At 68.5% G+C, this 13,379-nt stretch carries 9 protein-coding genes; 5 read left to right on the forward strand and 4 right to left on the reverse strand.

Annotation, left to right across the window (positions count from 1 at the left end; all coding sequences use genetic code 11):
* Window positions 1-82 precede the first annotated feature (82 nt).
* The 3 genes from AC5P7A_RS11750 to AC5P7A_RS11760 all read left to right on the forward strand — a co-directional run bounded on the left by AC5P7A_RS11750 (window position 83) and on the right by AC5P7A_RS11760 (window position 6,608).
* On the forward strand, window positions 83-472 hold the full coding sequence (locus AC5P7A_RS11750) for an I78 family peptidase inhibitor (RefSeq protein ID WP_014035471.1): 390 nt from the start codon (window positions 83-85) through the stop codon (window positions 470-472).
* A gap of 174 nt (window positions 473-646) precedes the next feature.
* The gene (gene gltB, locus AC5P7A_RS11755; protein WP_495220157.1) at window positions 647-5,101 is read left to right on the forward strand and encodes a glutamate synthase large subunit; all 4,455 of its coding nucleotides are present in this window, start codon (window positions 647-649) and stop codon (window positions 5,099-5,101) included.
* A 61-nt stretch (window positions 5,102-5,162) separates the two neighbouring features.
* A complete protein-coding gene (locus tag AC5P7A_RS11760; protein ID WP_041862916.1) occupies window positions 5,163-6,608 on the forward strand; it encodes an FAD-dependent oxidoreductase in 1,446 nt (481 codons plus the stop codon).
* Here AC5P7A_RS11760 and AC5P7A_RS11765 read toward each other — a convergent pair.
* Window positions 6,594-9,002, reverse strand: coding sequence for a response regulator (locus AC5P7A_RS11765; RefSeq protein ID WP_495220158.1), 2,409 nt, complete (start codon window positions 9,000-9,002; stop codon window positions 6,594-6,596). The two genes, AC5P7A_RS11760 and AC5P7A_RS11765, sit on opposite strands and share 15 nt — an antisense overlap.
* A gap of 166 nt (window positions 9,003-9,168) precedes the next feature.
* Here AC5P7A_RS11765 and AC5P7A_RS11770 point away from each other — a divergent pair, with 166 nt between their 5' ends.
* Complete coding sequence (locus tag AC5P7A_RS11770; protein WP_495220159.1) at window positions 9,169-10,035, forward strand: methylglyoxal synthase; 867 nt, start codon at window positions 9,169-9,171, stop codon at window positions 10,033-10,035.
* Between the two features lie 321 nt (window positions 10,036-10,356).
* Here AC5P7A_RS11770 and AC5P7A_RS11775 read toward each other — a convergent pair whose 3' ends face one another.
* The 3 genes from AC5P7A_RS11775 to ttcA are packed head-to-tail and all read right to left on the reverse strand — an operon-like array spanning window position 10,357 to window position 13,058.
* Window positions 10,357-11,136, reverse strand: a complete 780-nt coding sequence (locus AC5P7A_RS11775; RefSeq protein WP_032962385.1) for a M48 family metallopeptidase — start codon at window positions 11,134-11,136, stop codon at window positions 10,357-10,359.
* A 59-nt stretch (window positions 11,137-11,195) separates the two neighbouring features.
* Entirely contained in the window at window positions 11,196-12,101 is a 906-nt protein-coding gene (locus AC5P7A_RS11780) for a recombination-associated protein RdgC (RefSeq protein ID WP_005411825.1), read from the reverse strand.
* Window positions 12,102-12,137: 36 nt separating this feature from the next.
* A complete protein-coding gene (ttcA, locus tag AC5P7A_RS11785) occupies window positions 12,138-13,058 on the reverse strand; it encodes a tRNA 2-thiocytidine(32) synthetase TtcA (RefSeq protein ID WP_032962383.1) in 921 nt (306 codons plus the stop codon).
* Between the two features lie 91 nt (window positions 13,059-13,149).
* Between ttcA and AC5P7A_RS11790 the strand changes: the two genes are divergently transcribed.
* Window positions 13,150-13,353: a YdcH family protein gene (locus tag AC5P7A_RS11790; RefSeq protein WP_032962381.1), complete on the forward strand. Its 204-nt coding sequence runs from the start codon at window positions 13,150-13,152 to the stop codon at window positions 13,351-13,353.
* Window positions 13,354-13,379 lie beyond the last annotated feature (26 nt).

Consider the following 13,379-nt stretch of genomic DNA (forward strand, 5'->3'; position numbering starts at 1 on the left):
ATCCTGTCGATAACACAAGACAAACACGTGAGGATCGGTTCGCCGCTATGCTCGGGCTTTCACAATCCCTTCCGGAGTCATGATGTCGTTCCCGATTCGCGCCCGTTCGCTCTCCGCCCTGCTGCTGCCGGCCGTGCTGGCCCTGACCGCCTGCCAGGCACCGGCGCTGGATGAACAGGATTCGGCCACGGCCCATGCCCAGCAGGCTGCCGAAGCCGCTAAGGCACCGGCCGACGAAGCCGGCAAGGCCACCGAGGCACCGCCGGTCGGCACCTGCGATGCCAGCCAGGTGCAGAGCCTGGTCGGCCAGGCCTACGCCGACGCGCTGGGCAAGCAGGCGCAGGAAGATGCCGGTGCCCACCAGCTGCGCGTCATGAAGCCCAACGACGTGGCCACGATGGAATTCCTCGGCGACCGCCTGAACATCGAAGTGGACGACAAGGGCCTGGTCAGCGGCGTGCGCTGCGGCTGAGGGCGACCCCGCGCCGGCACGGGGTTGCCGGCGCGTTCTGTTGCACCTGCAACCGTGTATTGCGGCGCTGCAGCAACCTGTGATCTAGTCGAGGCATCCGGTGGCCTCACGATGCGCTCCAGGGAATGAGCGGGGACGAGTGTCGCCGCCAACCCTATACGCATCGAGGTAGAGATGGCCCCCCGCAACCGCCAAGGGCTTTACGACCCGCGCTCCGAGCGCGATGCCTGTGGATTTGGCATGGTCGCCCAGCTCGACGATCAACCTTCGCGCCTGTTGGTTGATACCGCCATCGCCGCGCTTTCGCGCATGACCCACCGTGGCGGCGTCGCCGCCGATGGCCTGACCGGCGATGGCTGTGGCCTGCTGCTGCGCCGCCCCGATGCATTCCTGAAACTGCTGGCCAGCGAAGCCGGCATCACCACCGCCGCGCGCTTCGCTGCCGGCCTGGTGTTCCTGCCGCACGACACCGAGGCCGCCGACGCCTGCCGTACCCAGCTGCAGGCGCAGGTGGAAGCGGTCGGCTGCAAGGTCGCCGGCTGGCGCGAGGTACCCACCGATGACAGCGTCTGCGGCCAGCTGGCGCGCGATACCCTGCCGCGCATCGAACAGGTGTTCGTCGATGCCGGTGTCGGCCAGGACGATGCCGGCTTCGCGCTGGCGCTGTTCCTGGCCCGTCGCCGCAGCGAGCAGCAGCTGCGCGATCACGCTGATTTCTACGTCACCACCCTCACCCCCGATGCGATCAGCTACAAGGGCATGGTGCTGCCGGACAAGCTCAGCCGCTTCTATCCGGACCTGCAGCGGCGCGAACTGGCCTCCAGCGCGATCGTGTTCCACCAGCGCTTCTCGACCAACACGCTGCCGCGCTGGCCGCTTGCCCACCCGTTCCGGATGCTCGCCCACAATGGCGAGATCAACACCATCGAAGGCAACCGCCGCTGGGCCCAGGCGCGCAGCAAGGTGTGGAAGACGCCGCGCTTCGACATCGCCGAATTCGACCCGGTGATCTCCATGCACGGCTCGGACTCGCAGAGCCTGGACAACATGCTGGAACTGATGGTCGCCGGTGGCATGGAGCTGATCCAGGCGCTGCGCATCCTGGTGCCGCCGGCCACCCAGTCGCTGGAGTTCAAGGACCCGGACCTGGCCGCGTTCTACGAGTTCCACGGCCTGAACAGCGAGCCGTGGGATGGCCCGGCCGGCATCGTTGCCTGCGACAGCCGCTACGCCGTCTGCACCCTCGACCGCAACGGCCTGCGCCCGGCACGCTGGATGCTGACCGCCGACCGCCACTTCCTGGTTGCCTCTGAAGCGGGCGTGTGGGAAGTGCCCACCGAGCGGGTGGTGCGCAAGGGCAAGCTCGGCCCCGGCGAAATGATCGCGATCGACCTCAAGCGCGGCGACCTGCTCGACTCCGATGCGGTCGACCGCATCAACCGCGGCCGCGCGCCCTACAAGCAGTGGCTGCAGCAGGGCGTGACCTACTTGCAGACCGAACTGATCGACCCGTCGCTGGTGGAAGAGCCGTTCGACGAAGCCACCCTGCGCAGCTACCACAAGCTGTACCAGCTCAGCAGCGAGGAAGTGGAGCAGGTGCTGCGGCCGCTGGCCGAGACCGAGCAGGAAGCCACCGGCTCGATGGGCGACGACACGCCGATGGCGGTGCTGAGCCAGCGCAGCCGCCCGCTGTACGACTATTTCCGCCAGGCCTTCGCGCAGGTCACCAACCCGCCGATCGATCCGCTGCGCGAAGACTGCGCGATGTCCCTGTCCACCCAGCTCGGCAAGGAGACCAACATCTTCCATGCCGGTCCGGAGACGGTGAACCACGTCATCCTCAATTCGCCGGTGCTCAGCCAGCGCAAGCTGCGCCAGCTGCTGAAGATGGACCAGTACGCGCAGGCCAACCGTCTGCTCGACCTGTCCTACAGCGAAGACGAGGGCCTGCGTGCCGGCATCGAGCGCATCTGCGCCGAGGCCGAACAGGCCGCGCGCGAAGGCATGGTGATGCTGCTGCTGTCCGACCGCTACCCGGTGGCCGGGCGGCCGATGGTGCATGCGCTGCTGGCCACCAGCGCCATCCACCACCACCTCTCGCGGCTGGGCCTGCGCTGCGACGTGAATCTCATCGTCGAGACCGGCACCGCGCGCGACCCGCACCACATGGCCTGCCTGCTCGGCTTCGGCGCCACGGCGGTGTATCCGTACCTGGCCTACCAGACCCTGTTCGACCTGGGCCGCCGCGGCATCCTCAAGCTCAGCAAGGGCGGTGAGCAGTCGCAGATCGGCCGCCGCTACCGCAAGGGCGTCTACAAGGGGCTGTCGAAGATCATCTCGAAGATGGGCATCTGTACCGTGGCCAGCTACCGCGGCGCGCAGCTGTTCGAGATCATCGGCCTGGAACCGGAGGTCGTCGATCTGTGCTTCCCGGATACCGCTTCGCGCATCGGTGGCGCGGGTTTCGCGCGCCTGGATGCCGACGCGCGCGAGCTGTGCGCGCAGGCGTGGGACGCGCAGCAGGACTTGGATGTCGGCGGCCTGCTGAAGTACGTGCACGGCGGCGAGTACCACATGTACAACCCGGACGTGGTCACCACCCTGCAGCGCGCGGCGCGCAGCGGCGATCCGCGTGCCTGGCAGCAGTACTGCGATGCGGTGCATGCGCGCCCGCCCTCGGCACTGCGTGACCTGCTGGAACTGGTCCCTGCCGCCACGCCCGCACCGCTCGATGAAGTGGCCCCGGCCAGCGAACTGTTCCCGCGCTTCGATACCGCGGCGATCAGCCTCGGCGCCCTGTCACCGGAAGCGCATGAAGCGCTGGCGATTGCGATGAATCGCCTGGGTGGCCGCAGCAATTCCGGCGAAGGCGGTGAAGACCCCGCACGCTATGGCACCGCCAGGCGCAGCAAGATCAAGCAGGTGGCCTCCGGGCGCTTCGGCGTGACCGCCGAGTACCTGGTCAATGCCGAGGTGCTGCAGATCAAGGTCGCGCAGGGTGCCAAGCCCGGCGAGGGTGGCCAGCTGCCCGGGCACAAGGTCAACGAACTGATCGCGCGGCTGCGCTATGCGCGCCCGGGCATCGGCCTGATTTCGCCGCCGCCGCACCACGACATCTATTCGATCGAGGACCTGGCGCAGCTGATCTACGACCTCAAGCAGGTCAACCCGACCGCGCTGGTGTCGGTGAAGCTGGTCAGCCATGCCGGCGTCGGAACGATTGCGGCGGGCGTGGTCAAGGCCGGTGCGGATCTGATCACCATCTCCGGCCATGATGGCGGCACCGGTGCCTCGCCGGTCAGCTCGATCCGCTATGCCGGCGTGCCGTGGGAGCTGGGCGTGGCCGAGGCGCACCAGGCGCTGCTCGCCAACGACCTGCGCGGCCGTACCCTGCTGCAGACCGATGGCGGCCTGAAGACCGGGCTGGACGTGGTCAAGGCCGCATTGCTGGGCGCCGACAGCTTCGGCTTCGGCACCGCGCCGATGATCGTGCTGGGCTGCAAGTACCTGCGCATCTGCCACCTCAACAACTGTGCCACCGGCGTGGCCACCCAGGACGAGCGCCTGCGCGAGAACCACTTCACCGGGCAGCCCGAGCGCGTGGAGAACTTCTTCCGGCTGCTGGCCGAAGAAGTGCGTGGCTGGCTTTCCTACCTGGGCGCGCGTTCGCTGGAAGAGATCGTCGGCCGTACCGACCTGCTGCGCCAGATCGAATCCGCGCCGCGCGACGGCGTGCGCGTGGACCTGTCGCGCCTGCTGGCCGACAGCCGCTACGAGGGCAGCCACTGCGCCGCGCAGCGCCTGTACGAATCGCCGGACAGCCTGGCCACGCAGATGGATGGCCTGCTGGCCCCGGCCATCGAGCACAAGCGCGGCGGCGAGCATCGCTTCCTGATCCACAACACCGACCGCAGCATCGGTACCCGCCTGGCGGGTGCGGTGGCACGCGCGCACGGCAACCAGGGCATGGCCGAGGCACCGCTGGAACTGCGCTTCCGTGGCAGCGCCGGGCAGAGCTTCGGCGCCTTCAATGTCGGTGGCCTGCACCTGGAAGTGGAAGGCGAAGCCAACGATTACGTCGGCAAGGGCATGGCTGGCGGCCGGCTGGTGGTGCGGCCGCCGCGTGGCGCGCGCTTCGAGGCACGCAGCACCGCCATCATCGGCAACACCTGCCTGTACGGTGCCACCGGCGGTGAGCTGTTCGCTGCCGGCCGCGCCGGCGAGCGCTTCGCGGTGCGCAATTCCGGCGCGCTGGCCGTGGTCGAAGGTGCCGGTGACCACTGCTGCGAGTACATGACCGATGGCGTGGTGCTGGTGCTGGGCAAGGTCGGGCTGAACTTCGGCGCCGGCTTCACCGGCGGCCTGGCCTACGTACTGGACGTGGACCGTGATTTCGTCGACCGCTACAACCACGAGCTGATCGACATCCATCGCGTGTCCGCCGAAGGCTTCGAGAACTACCGCCAGCACCTGCACCGCCTGATCGGCCGCCATCGCGAGCTGACCGGCAGCATCTGGGCACAGCAGATCCTGGACGAGTTCCGCGATTACATCGGCAAGTTCTGGCTGGTCAAACCCAAGGCCGCCAGCATCGAGTCGCTGACCGAAACCCTGCGACGCGCCGCGTGATGTTTTCCGGTAGTGCCGGCCGCTGGCCGGCAACGTTCCCCCCCGCATTCCAGAGCCCGCCATGAGCCGCAAGCACGCCTTCCAGTTCCTCGACCTGCCCCGCACCATGCCGCAGCGCATCCCGGTGGAACTGCGCACGTCCGGCGACTGGGGCGAGCTGTACGGAAAGTTCGGCAAGGAGGACGCCCAGTACCAGGCGGGCCGCTGCCTGGACTGCGGCAACCCGTACTGCAGCTGGAAGTGCCCGGTGCACAACGCCATTCCGCAGTGGCTGCAGCTGGTGCAGGAGAACCGCATCCACGAAGCCGCCACGCTGTGCCACAGCACCAACCCGCTGCCGGAGGTGTGCGGCCGGGTCTGCCCGCAGGATCGCCTGTGCGAGGGCAGCTGCACGCTGGAAGAGTTCGGTGCGGTCACCATCGGTGCGGTGGAGAAATACATCGTCGATACCGCGCTGGCCAGCGGCTGGCGCCCTGACCTGGGCGCGGTGCAGCCGACCGGCCGCAGCGTTGCGGTGATCGGGGCCGGTCCCGCGGGCCTGGCCTGCGCCGACCGCCTGGCCCGCGCCGGCATTGCCGCGGTGGTCTATGACCGCTACGAGCAGATCGGCGGCCTGCTGCAGTTCGGCATTCCCAGCTTCAAGCTGGACAAGGACGTGATCCACCGGCGCCGCGGCGTGCTGGAGGGCATGGGCGTGCAGTTCCGCCTCGGCGTGGAGATCGGCCGCGACCTCAGCGTGCAGCAGCTGCTGGACACCCACGATGCGGTGTTCATCGGTACCGGCGCCTACCGCTACACCGATGGTGGCCTCGACGGCCAGGACCTGAAGGGCGTGCTGCCGGCGCTGCCGTTCCTGGTGCAGAACAGCCGCATCGTCGGCGGCGATGACCCGAAGGGCCGGCCGATTGCCGGCTGGGAAGACACCATCGCCCTGCCCGACCTCAACGGCAAGCGGGTGGTGGTGCTCGGTGGTGGCGATACCGGCATGGACTGCGTGCGCAGCGCGGTGCGCCTCGGCGCGGCCAAGGTCACCTGCGCCTACCGGCGCGACGAAGCCAACATGCCCGGCAGCGCTCGCGAAGTGGCCAATGCGCGCGAAGAGGGCGTGCGCTTCCTGTTCAACCGCCAGCCGCTGTCGATCGAAGCCGGCGCCGACGATGAAGTGATCGGCGTGACCGTGGTCGAAACCCGGCTGGGCGAGCCCGATGCCAATGGCCGCCAGAACGCCGTGCCGATCGAAGGCAGTGAATCCCTGCTGGAAGCGGACGTGGTGATCATCGCCTTCGGCTTCTCGCCGAGCGTGCCGGCGTGGCTGGCGGACCTGGGGGTGGAAGGCCAGCCCAACGGCCGCATCGTCGCCGGGGGCAAGGACCGCCTGCCATTCCAGACCGCGCATCCACGCCTGTTCGCCGGTGGCGACGCGGTACGCGGTGCAGACCTGGTGGTGACCGCCGTGGCCGAAGGCCGCGATGCCGCTGCCAGCATCGTCCGCCTACTGGCGCACTGAGTCCGGCAACAGCAGCTCCTCCAGCAGCGCGCGCAGTTCGCACGGCGCCACCGGCTTGGCCAGGAAATGGTCGATGCCCGCATCACGGCAGGCCTCGCGTGTGCGTTCCAGCACACTGGCAGTCAGCGCGACGATCGGCACCTGCGCACGGATGGCACAGGTATCGCCACGGATCGCCCGTGCCAGCGCGAAGCCGTCCATGTGCGGCATATGGCAGTCGGTGATGACCAGATCAAAGGGCTGCGCCTGCCAGGCCTCCCATGCCTGCTGGCCATCGTCGCAGGCGTGTACCTGCAGCCCCAGCTCGCGCAGGCGCTGTACCAGCAACTGCAGGTTGGTCGGATGGTCTTCAACAACCAGTGCCCGCGCCGGCGGCAGCGGCCGTTGCACGGCCGTCGTGAGCACCGGTACCACCGTCGGTGCCGCACAGGCCGCCAGCACCAGTTCCAGCCATACGGTGGTTCCCTTGCCCGGCGCGCTGCGCAGGTGCAGCTGGCCCCGCATCGATGCCGCCAGCTCGCGGCAGATCGACAGGCCCAGCCCACTGCCACCAAAGCGGCGCGTGGTCGAGGTCTCGGCCTGCTCGTAGGCAGCGAATACCGCCTGTTGCCGCTCCATGCTGATGCCCACGCCCGTATCGGTCACCTGCAGGCGCAACCGCTGCCCGCCATCGCGCTGCTGCAGCACATGGGCCTGCAGCACCACGCTTCCCTGCAGAGTGAACTTGAGTGCATTACCGGCCAGGTTGAACAGGACCTGGCGCAGGCGCAGCCCATCGGCCAGCGACCACTGCTGCAGCATGGGGTCGATCTCGCTGTGCAGGTGCAGGCCGCGGCTGGCCGCGACGGGCATCAACAGCTGCTGCACCGCGCGCACCAGCGCCGCAAGATCGGTCGGCCGCAGCTGCAGTGGCGCTGGCTGCAGGCGCTGGCTGTGCAGCACATCGTCCAGGATCTGCCGCAGCATCTGCGCGGCATCACCCACGGTGGTCAGCACCTGCCGCTGGCCCGCATCCAGGTCACTGGCAGCCAATCGCTCCAGCATGCCCAGCAGGGTACTCATCGGCGTGCGGATCTGGTGGCTCATGGTCGCCAGGAAATGGCTCTTGGCCAGCGCCGCCTGCTCGGCCGCGTGGCGCGCCTCGGCCAGCGCTACTGCACGCGCCTGTGCTTCACTGACATCCAACCAGTAGCCGCTCCACTCCACGCTGCTGTCATCGCACTGCAGCGGTCGTCCCTGTGATCGGACCCAGCGCCAGCCCTGCGCCGACCGGGTGCGGAACGTAACGTCGATGGGACCGCGCACCAGCGCGGCCGCTTCGATGCACGCCATCACCCGGCTGCGGTCGTCGGCATGCACCGCGGCCAGCAGTTGCAGATGGTCGATCCGCGCAGTCTCCACGCTTACGCCGAACAACGCCTGCACGTCACCGGCGATCTGCGCCAGGCTGTAGTGGCCGGTTGCCGAACGGCGGGCCTGGTAGACCACCGCCGGCAGGTTCGCGGTGACGTCGTGCAACCGCTGCTCCAGCACGCGGCGACGCACGCTCTCGCGATGCACGCGCCAGTAGCCGAAGGCATGCAGCAGCACGAGCGCGAGCAGGATCAGCGACGCCGGCACCAGCCAGCGCAGCGCCGAACCGGTGAGCCGCGCGCGTGGCCGGTCCGGCAGCCAGGCGCTGCGGCTCGACGCGCGATGTGCATCGCTCTCCTGCAGGAGCCGCTGGTCGAAAGCAGCGACCACCTCGGCACAGGCCGGCACGGCCGCGAGTACCAGTGCATCGCCGAAGCCCGCGGGTGCCGCGATCACCACAGCATCGCCTGGCTCCGCGCGGAGCGCGGCCTCCAGTTCAGCGAGATTGGCGACCACGGCGTCGACCAGCCCGGCGCGAAGCAGTGACAGCGCGTGGTCCAGCGGCGCAGGGGCCAGCAGCTGCGCCCCCGGGGCCTGCTCGGCCAGCAATGGCTCCAGCGGCAGCCGGTCCGGGCTGGCCACGCTGCGGCCACGCAGGCCCTCCAGCCCCAGCACCGCAGCGGCGCCCTCGCGCCGCACGATCACCTGCGGCACCTCCAGGTAGGCCCTGCTGGCCACCCAGCCTGTCGGCAGCTGTGCGCGCGGCCAGCCCAGCAGCACCTGGGTGCCGGCCGGCAGTGCTCCCTCGGTAAGTACCGTCGCAGGCAACGGCTTCGCATGCTGCGCCGCCTGCATGCCCAGCAGCGGCAGGTAATCCGCGGCCAATCCCGCAACCTCGCCCTGCTGGCTGTATGACAGGGGCGGCCGGTCGGAGCGCCATGCCACCTGCAGGGGGCCCGTACAACCGGATGCAGCGGCGATGCCGGGCAGCAACAGCGATGCCATGACGGCGGCGACGGCGCGGCGGCCGGCGACATTCACGGTAGACGTCCTCATTTCGCGGGCAGGAACCACGGCCGCGCAGCGGTACCGCTGCCAGCCACGCTAGCGAGGCAGGCTTCCGCGACAATGAGAAAAATTGGAAAAGCATCCGCATCGGCGAATGCCGACATACACTGCCGCTTCTACCCGTCCTACGGAGCGCTCGATGCGTATCGGCCTGGCTGCCAACCGTCTCCATCACCACGATGCGCGCGCGGCGCTGTTCCGCTGGCTGCGTGCCAGCGAGGCAGGCCTGCGCGAACTGGGGGTGTCACTGCATGCGATCGGGCGCACCCACGATGCGATCGAACGGCAGGGATTCCTGGCCGGCTACGGCGGCCTGCACCGGTATCCCTACGGGCGCGAGGGAGGCCTGATGAAGCTGGTGGCCGAAGTGGTCGGCATGGGGCCGGAGCGGACACTGGACGGTGCGATCTACCTGATCGACCCGGTCGATCCGTCCTCGGTGTTTCCGGAAGCAACCGCGCTCAAGCGGCAGTGCGTGATCCACGGCAAGCCGTTCATTTCAACCGTGGCCACTGCACGCGACTGGATCGAGGTGGAGCGCATCCACGCCGGGCTGGCTGCCGACACCGGTGCCGACGACCTGCATGCTTTCCAGGGGCAGACGCTGGCGCTGATCGCGCATGATGCGATGAAGCCGGCGATGCTGGCCTTCGCCGATGAACACTTCGATGTGCTGGCCCGGTTTGGCCAACGCGTTGCGACGGGCACCACCGGGCAGCGCTTGAACGAGCTGGCCTGGAGCCGGGGTTGGCCCAGCGATACGCCGTGGGTGACGCGTTACCAGAGTGGCCCGATGGGCGGCGATGCACAGATTGCCGACCGGGTGCTGGAGGGGCGCTGCCAGCGCGCGATCTTCTTCGAGGACCCGCATGTGGCACGCCAGCACGAGGCCGATATCCAGCTGCTGGAGCGCGCGGTGACGACGGTGACCGACCAGGCGGTGTGCATCACGGCGCCGCGGGTGGCGACACGCTGGGCGGCAGCGGCGGCGTTGCGGGCGGGGTGAGGGTTTCGGCCAACGGCTGAGCCCCTCGTGGTGGGTCGTTCAAATCAGAAGCCGTGCTCGGCCGGGCGGGGTGGATTGCGCAGGGGTCGCTGCAAGTACGTCCTTTGTAAGCTCGGTCGCCGCATCCATGCGGCTCACGCCCCTGCGCAACCCACCCCGCCCGGCCACGGACAGTTTCCTGTGTGCCCATCACGGAAGGAAGAAGGAAGAGCAGGAGCGGGTCGCGCGCTGCGCGCGCTTTTGTAGAGCCGAGCCATGCTCGGCTGCTGTCGATCGCGAGGGCTGGATATCCGCGCCACGCGCGTCAGCCGAGCATCGGCTCTACAGCAGCTGGCGAAGCATCGCCTTCAGCCTGCGCCCTTCCAGCTGGAAGTAGTCGCGCTGCTCGCGCCACGCGGGGAAACGTTGTTCCACTTCGTGCCAGAACGCGGGCGAATGATTCGGCTGGATCAGGTGGCAGAGTTCGTGCACCAGCACATACTCGAATGCTTCAGGGCGCCCCAGCACCAGTGCCAGGTCCAGTGCCATGCTGCCATCCGGCGCCAGCGAGCCCCACTGCGAAGACATCACCTTCAGCCGCAGGCGGCTGGGTGCACGTGGCAGGGTGGGCAGGTACTTCGGCAGCCAGCGGCCGACATCGGCGCGGGTCTGTGCTTCATAGAACTCGCGCAGCAGGCGGCGCAGGGTGGCATCGCCGGCACGGGTCGGCCACTGCACGCAGGCGCCGTGTTCGTCGATCTCCAGCCGCGCATAGCGGCCTTCCTGCCAGCGCAGCGGCAACAGGTCGCCGCGCAGTGGCAGCACGCCGTCCTCGCCCGGCTGCAACGGAGCGGGCAGGCCCTGGCTCTGGTACTGGCGCAGCTGCAGCGCCAACCAGTCGCGGTGCTGTTCCAGGAATCGCTCGCCCATCACCAGGCTGGCTCGCGGCGGCAGCGTCAACCGTGCGCCGCGCTCGTCCACGCTCAGCTTGATCCGGCGCGCGCGCGGATCGCGCACGCGCAGCACCTCGATCTCGGCATCCTCCAGGCGCAGGCGAACGGTGTCGCGCTGCACGGTAGCGGGCGGGGTCGGGCTGATCAGGCGGCGCAGCAGACGGCTCATGCGCCCAGCATAGCGCTGCTTCGGGCCGCCGGATGACCGGCGGCCCACAGGGTGCCTGTTCAGTCAGCCTTGCTGAGCTTGAACGCTTCTTCCAGCAACAGGAACAGGCGGCGGATCTCGGCGCTCTGCAGGGCGAAGCGGGCGTCGAACTCGGCGCGGCGGCCGTCTTCGTCGGCATGCTCCAGCTGGTCCAGTGCGCCGTCGAGGAACTTCAGCTTGCGCACGATCAGGTCGTCGCCGATCACGAAGGACAGGTTGTCCTCGAAGATCAGCGCCAGCTTGGTCACCTGCTTGCCGGCGTCCAGATGCTTGTCGATCTCGTCGCAGCGCAGTTCCTGGTGCTGGCACTTGACCACGGCGCCGCCTTCCACCGGATCCTTCATCTCGCACTCTTCGCCCAGGCTCAGCCCGGTCGGCAGCGGCTCGCCGGCGATCCAGCCGGTCAGGATCGAACGCGGTGCGACTTCGGCGTTCAGCGGCATCGCCGGGAAGCTGCCGAGCAGGCCGCGGATGTCGGACATGAAGTACTCGCCGGTCTTGCGGCTGGAGGTATCCACCGCCACGTAGCCGTGCTGCAGGTCGATGAAGGCATCATTGCGCGAGGACTTCACGAAGGCGCGCGGCAGCAGTTCATGCAGCAGGTCGTCCTTCATCCGCTTGCGCTCGCGGCCACCCGGGCGGCGGCCTTCCTTCTCCTCGATCTCCTCCAGCTTGCGCTCGAGCAGGTCGTTGACCACCGCCGCCGGCAGGATCTTGTCCTCGCCGCCCACGGTCAGCCACAGGTGTTCGGCGATGCGGTGGGAGAGCAGTTCCTTCTCCTCGCGGCCGAACGGCGAGATGAAGCCGCGCGAATTCATTTCCAGCGCGCCGACCGGCTTCAGCAGGGCGTGCGGCAGCAGGGTGTCGACTTCGGAAAAATCGGTGGTGGTCGGGAAACGGAAGAACGTCAGGTTGCGAAAGAACATGGAATTCCGGATGGCGAAGAGGAAGGGCGCCCGACCTTAAACGGTGGGCGTCTCGGGATCTGCGTCGGCGTCGGCCGGGGAGCCGGCCAGCCAGGCATGGGCGTCGGGCAGCGGCGCGTCGTCGCGACGGCCCAGCGCCATGAAGTCGAACAGGGTGGTGTCGGCCAGCTGCGAGGGCCGGACTTCACCCATGGCGCGCGCGATCTGCTCGATGCGGCCCGGGTGGTCCTTTTCCCATTGCTTCAGCATCAGGCCGACCTGGCGGCGCTGCAGGTTCTCCTGGCTGCCGCACAGGTTGCAGGGAATGATCGGGAACCGGCGTGCCTGCGCGTACTCGACGATGTCACTCTCGCGCACGTAGGCCAGCGGCCGGATCACCACGTGCCTGCCGTCGTCGCTGCGCAGCTTCGGCGGCATGCCCGACAGCTTGGCGTGGTGGAACAGGTTCATGAAGAACGTGGCCACCATGTCGTCGCGGTGGTGGCCCAGCGCGATCTTGGTGAAGCCATGGGTCTCGGCGTAGTTGTACAGCGCGCCACGACGCAGGCGCGAGCACAGCGAACACATGGTCTTGCCTTCCGGGATGACCCGGCTGACCACCGAATAGGTGTCCTGCTCGATGATGTGGTACGGCACGCCCAGGCCTGCCAGGTATTCCGGCAGCACGTGCTCGGGGAAGTCCGGCTGCTTCTGGTCCAGGTTCACCGCCACCAGCTCGAACGGCACTGGCGCCTTCTTCTGCAGCTGCAGCAGCACGTCCAGCAGGGTGTAGCTGTCCTTGCCGCCGGACAGGCACACCATGACCTTGTCGCCGGCCTCGATCATGCCGAAGTCGGCAATCGCCTCGCCGACCTGGCGGCGCAGGCGCTTGGCCAGCTTGTGCTGCTCGCGCTCGGCCACGCGCGGATCGCGGGCGGCGCGCGGTGGGGGATCGGGAAGGGAAATCACGGCACTCATGGGTTCCATTCTAACGGCTCGGAGCCGCCCCGGCCGGGGATCGGGATTCCCCTCTCCCGGCGGTCATCATCGCTGTGTATGCTCGGAGGCTGTGGACACCTACAGCCCCGCCGAGATCGTCGAGCGCCTCGTCGCCCTGCGCGCCGAGCACCGCCTGCTGGATGAACAGATCACCCGCATGGCCGCCAACGGCGAGGACGAGCTGGAGTCCAAGCGCCTGAAGCGGCGCAAGCTGCAGCTGAAGGACTGCATCGCCAGGCTGGAAAGCCTGCAGATTCCCGACGAGCCGGCCTGAGCGGTGGCCCATCCACGCATGGCGTA

The organism is Stenotrophomonas sp. YJH_SMC_65 (assembly GCF_059369475.1).

Coding starts and splice junctions, on each gene's coding strand:
- AC5P7A_RS11770 (WP_495220159.1), top strand. CDS start 9,169: ATGCGTATCGGCCTGGCTGCCAACCGTCTCCATCACCACGATGCGCGC.
- AC5P7A_RS11775 (WP_032962385.1), bottom strand. CDS start 11,136: ATGAGCCGTCTGCTGCGCCGCCTGATCAGCCCGACCCCGCCCGCTACC.
- ttcA (WP_032962383.1), bottom strand. CDS start 13,058: ATGAGTGCCGTGATTTCCCTTCCCGATCCCCCACCGCGCGCCGCCCGC.
- AC5P7A_RS11750 (WP_014035471.1), top strand. CDS start 83: ATGTCGTTCCCGATTCGCGCCCGTTCGCTCTCCGCCCTGCTGCTGCCG.
- AC5P7A_RS11760 (WP_041862916.1), top strand. CDS start 5,163: ATGAGCCGCAAGCACGCCTTCCAGTTCCTCGACCTGCCCCGCACCATG.
- gltB (WP_495220157.1), top strand. CDS start 647: ATGGCCCCCCGCAACCGCCAAGGGCTTTACGACCCGCGCTCCGAGCGC.
- AC5P7A_RS11780 (WP_005411825.1), bottom strand. CDS start 12,101: ATGTTCTTTCGCAACCTGACGTTCTTCCGTTTCCCGACCACCACCGAT.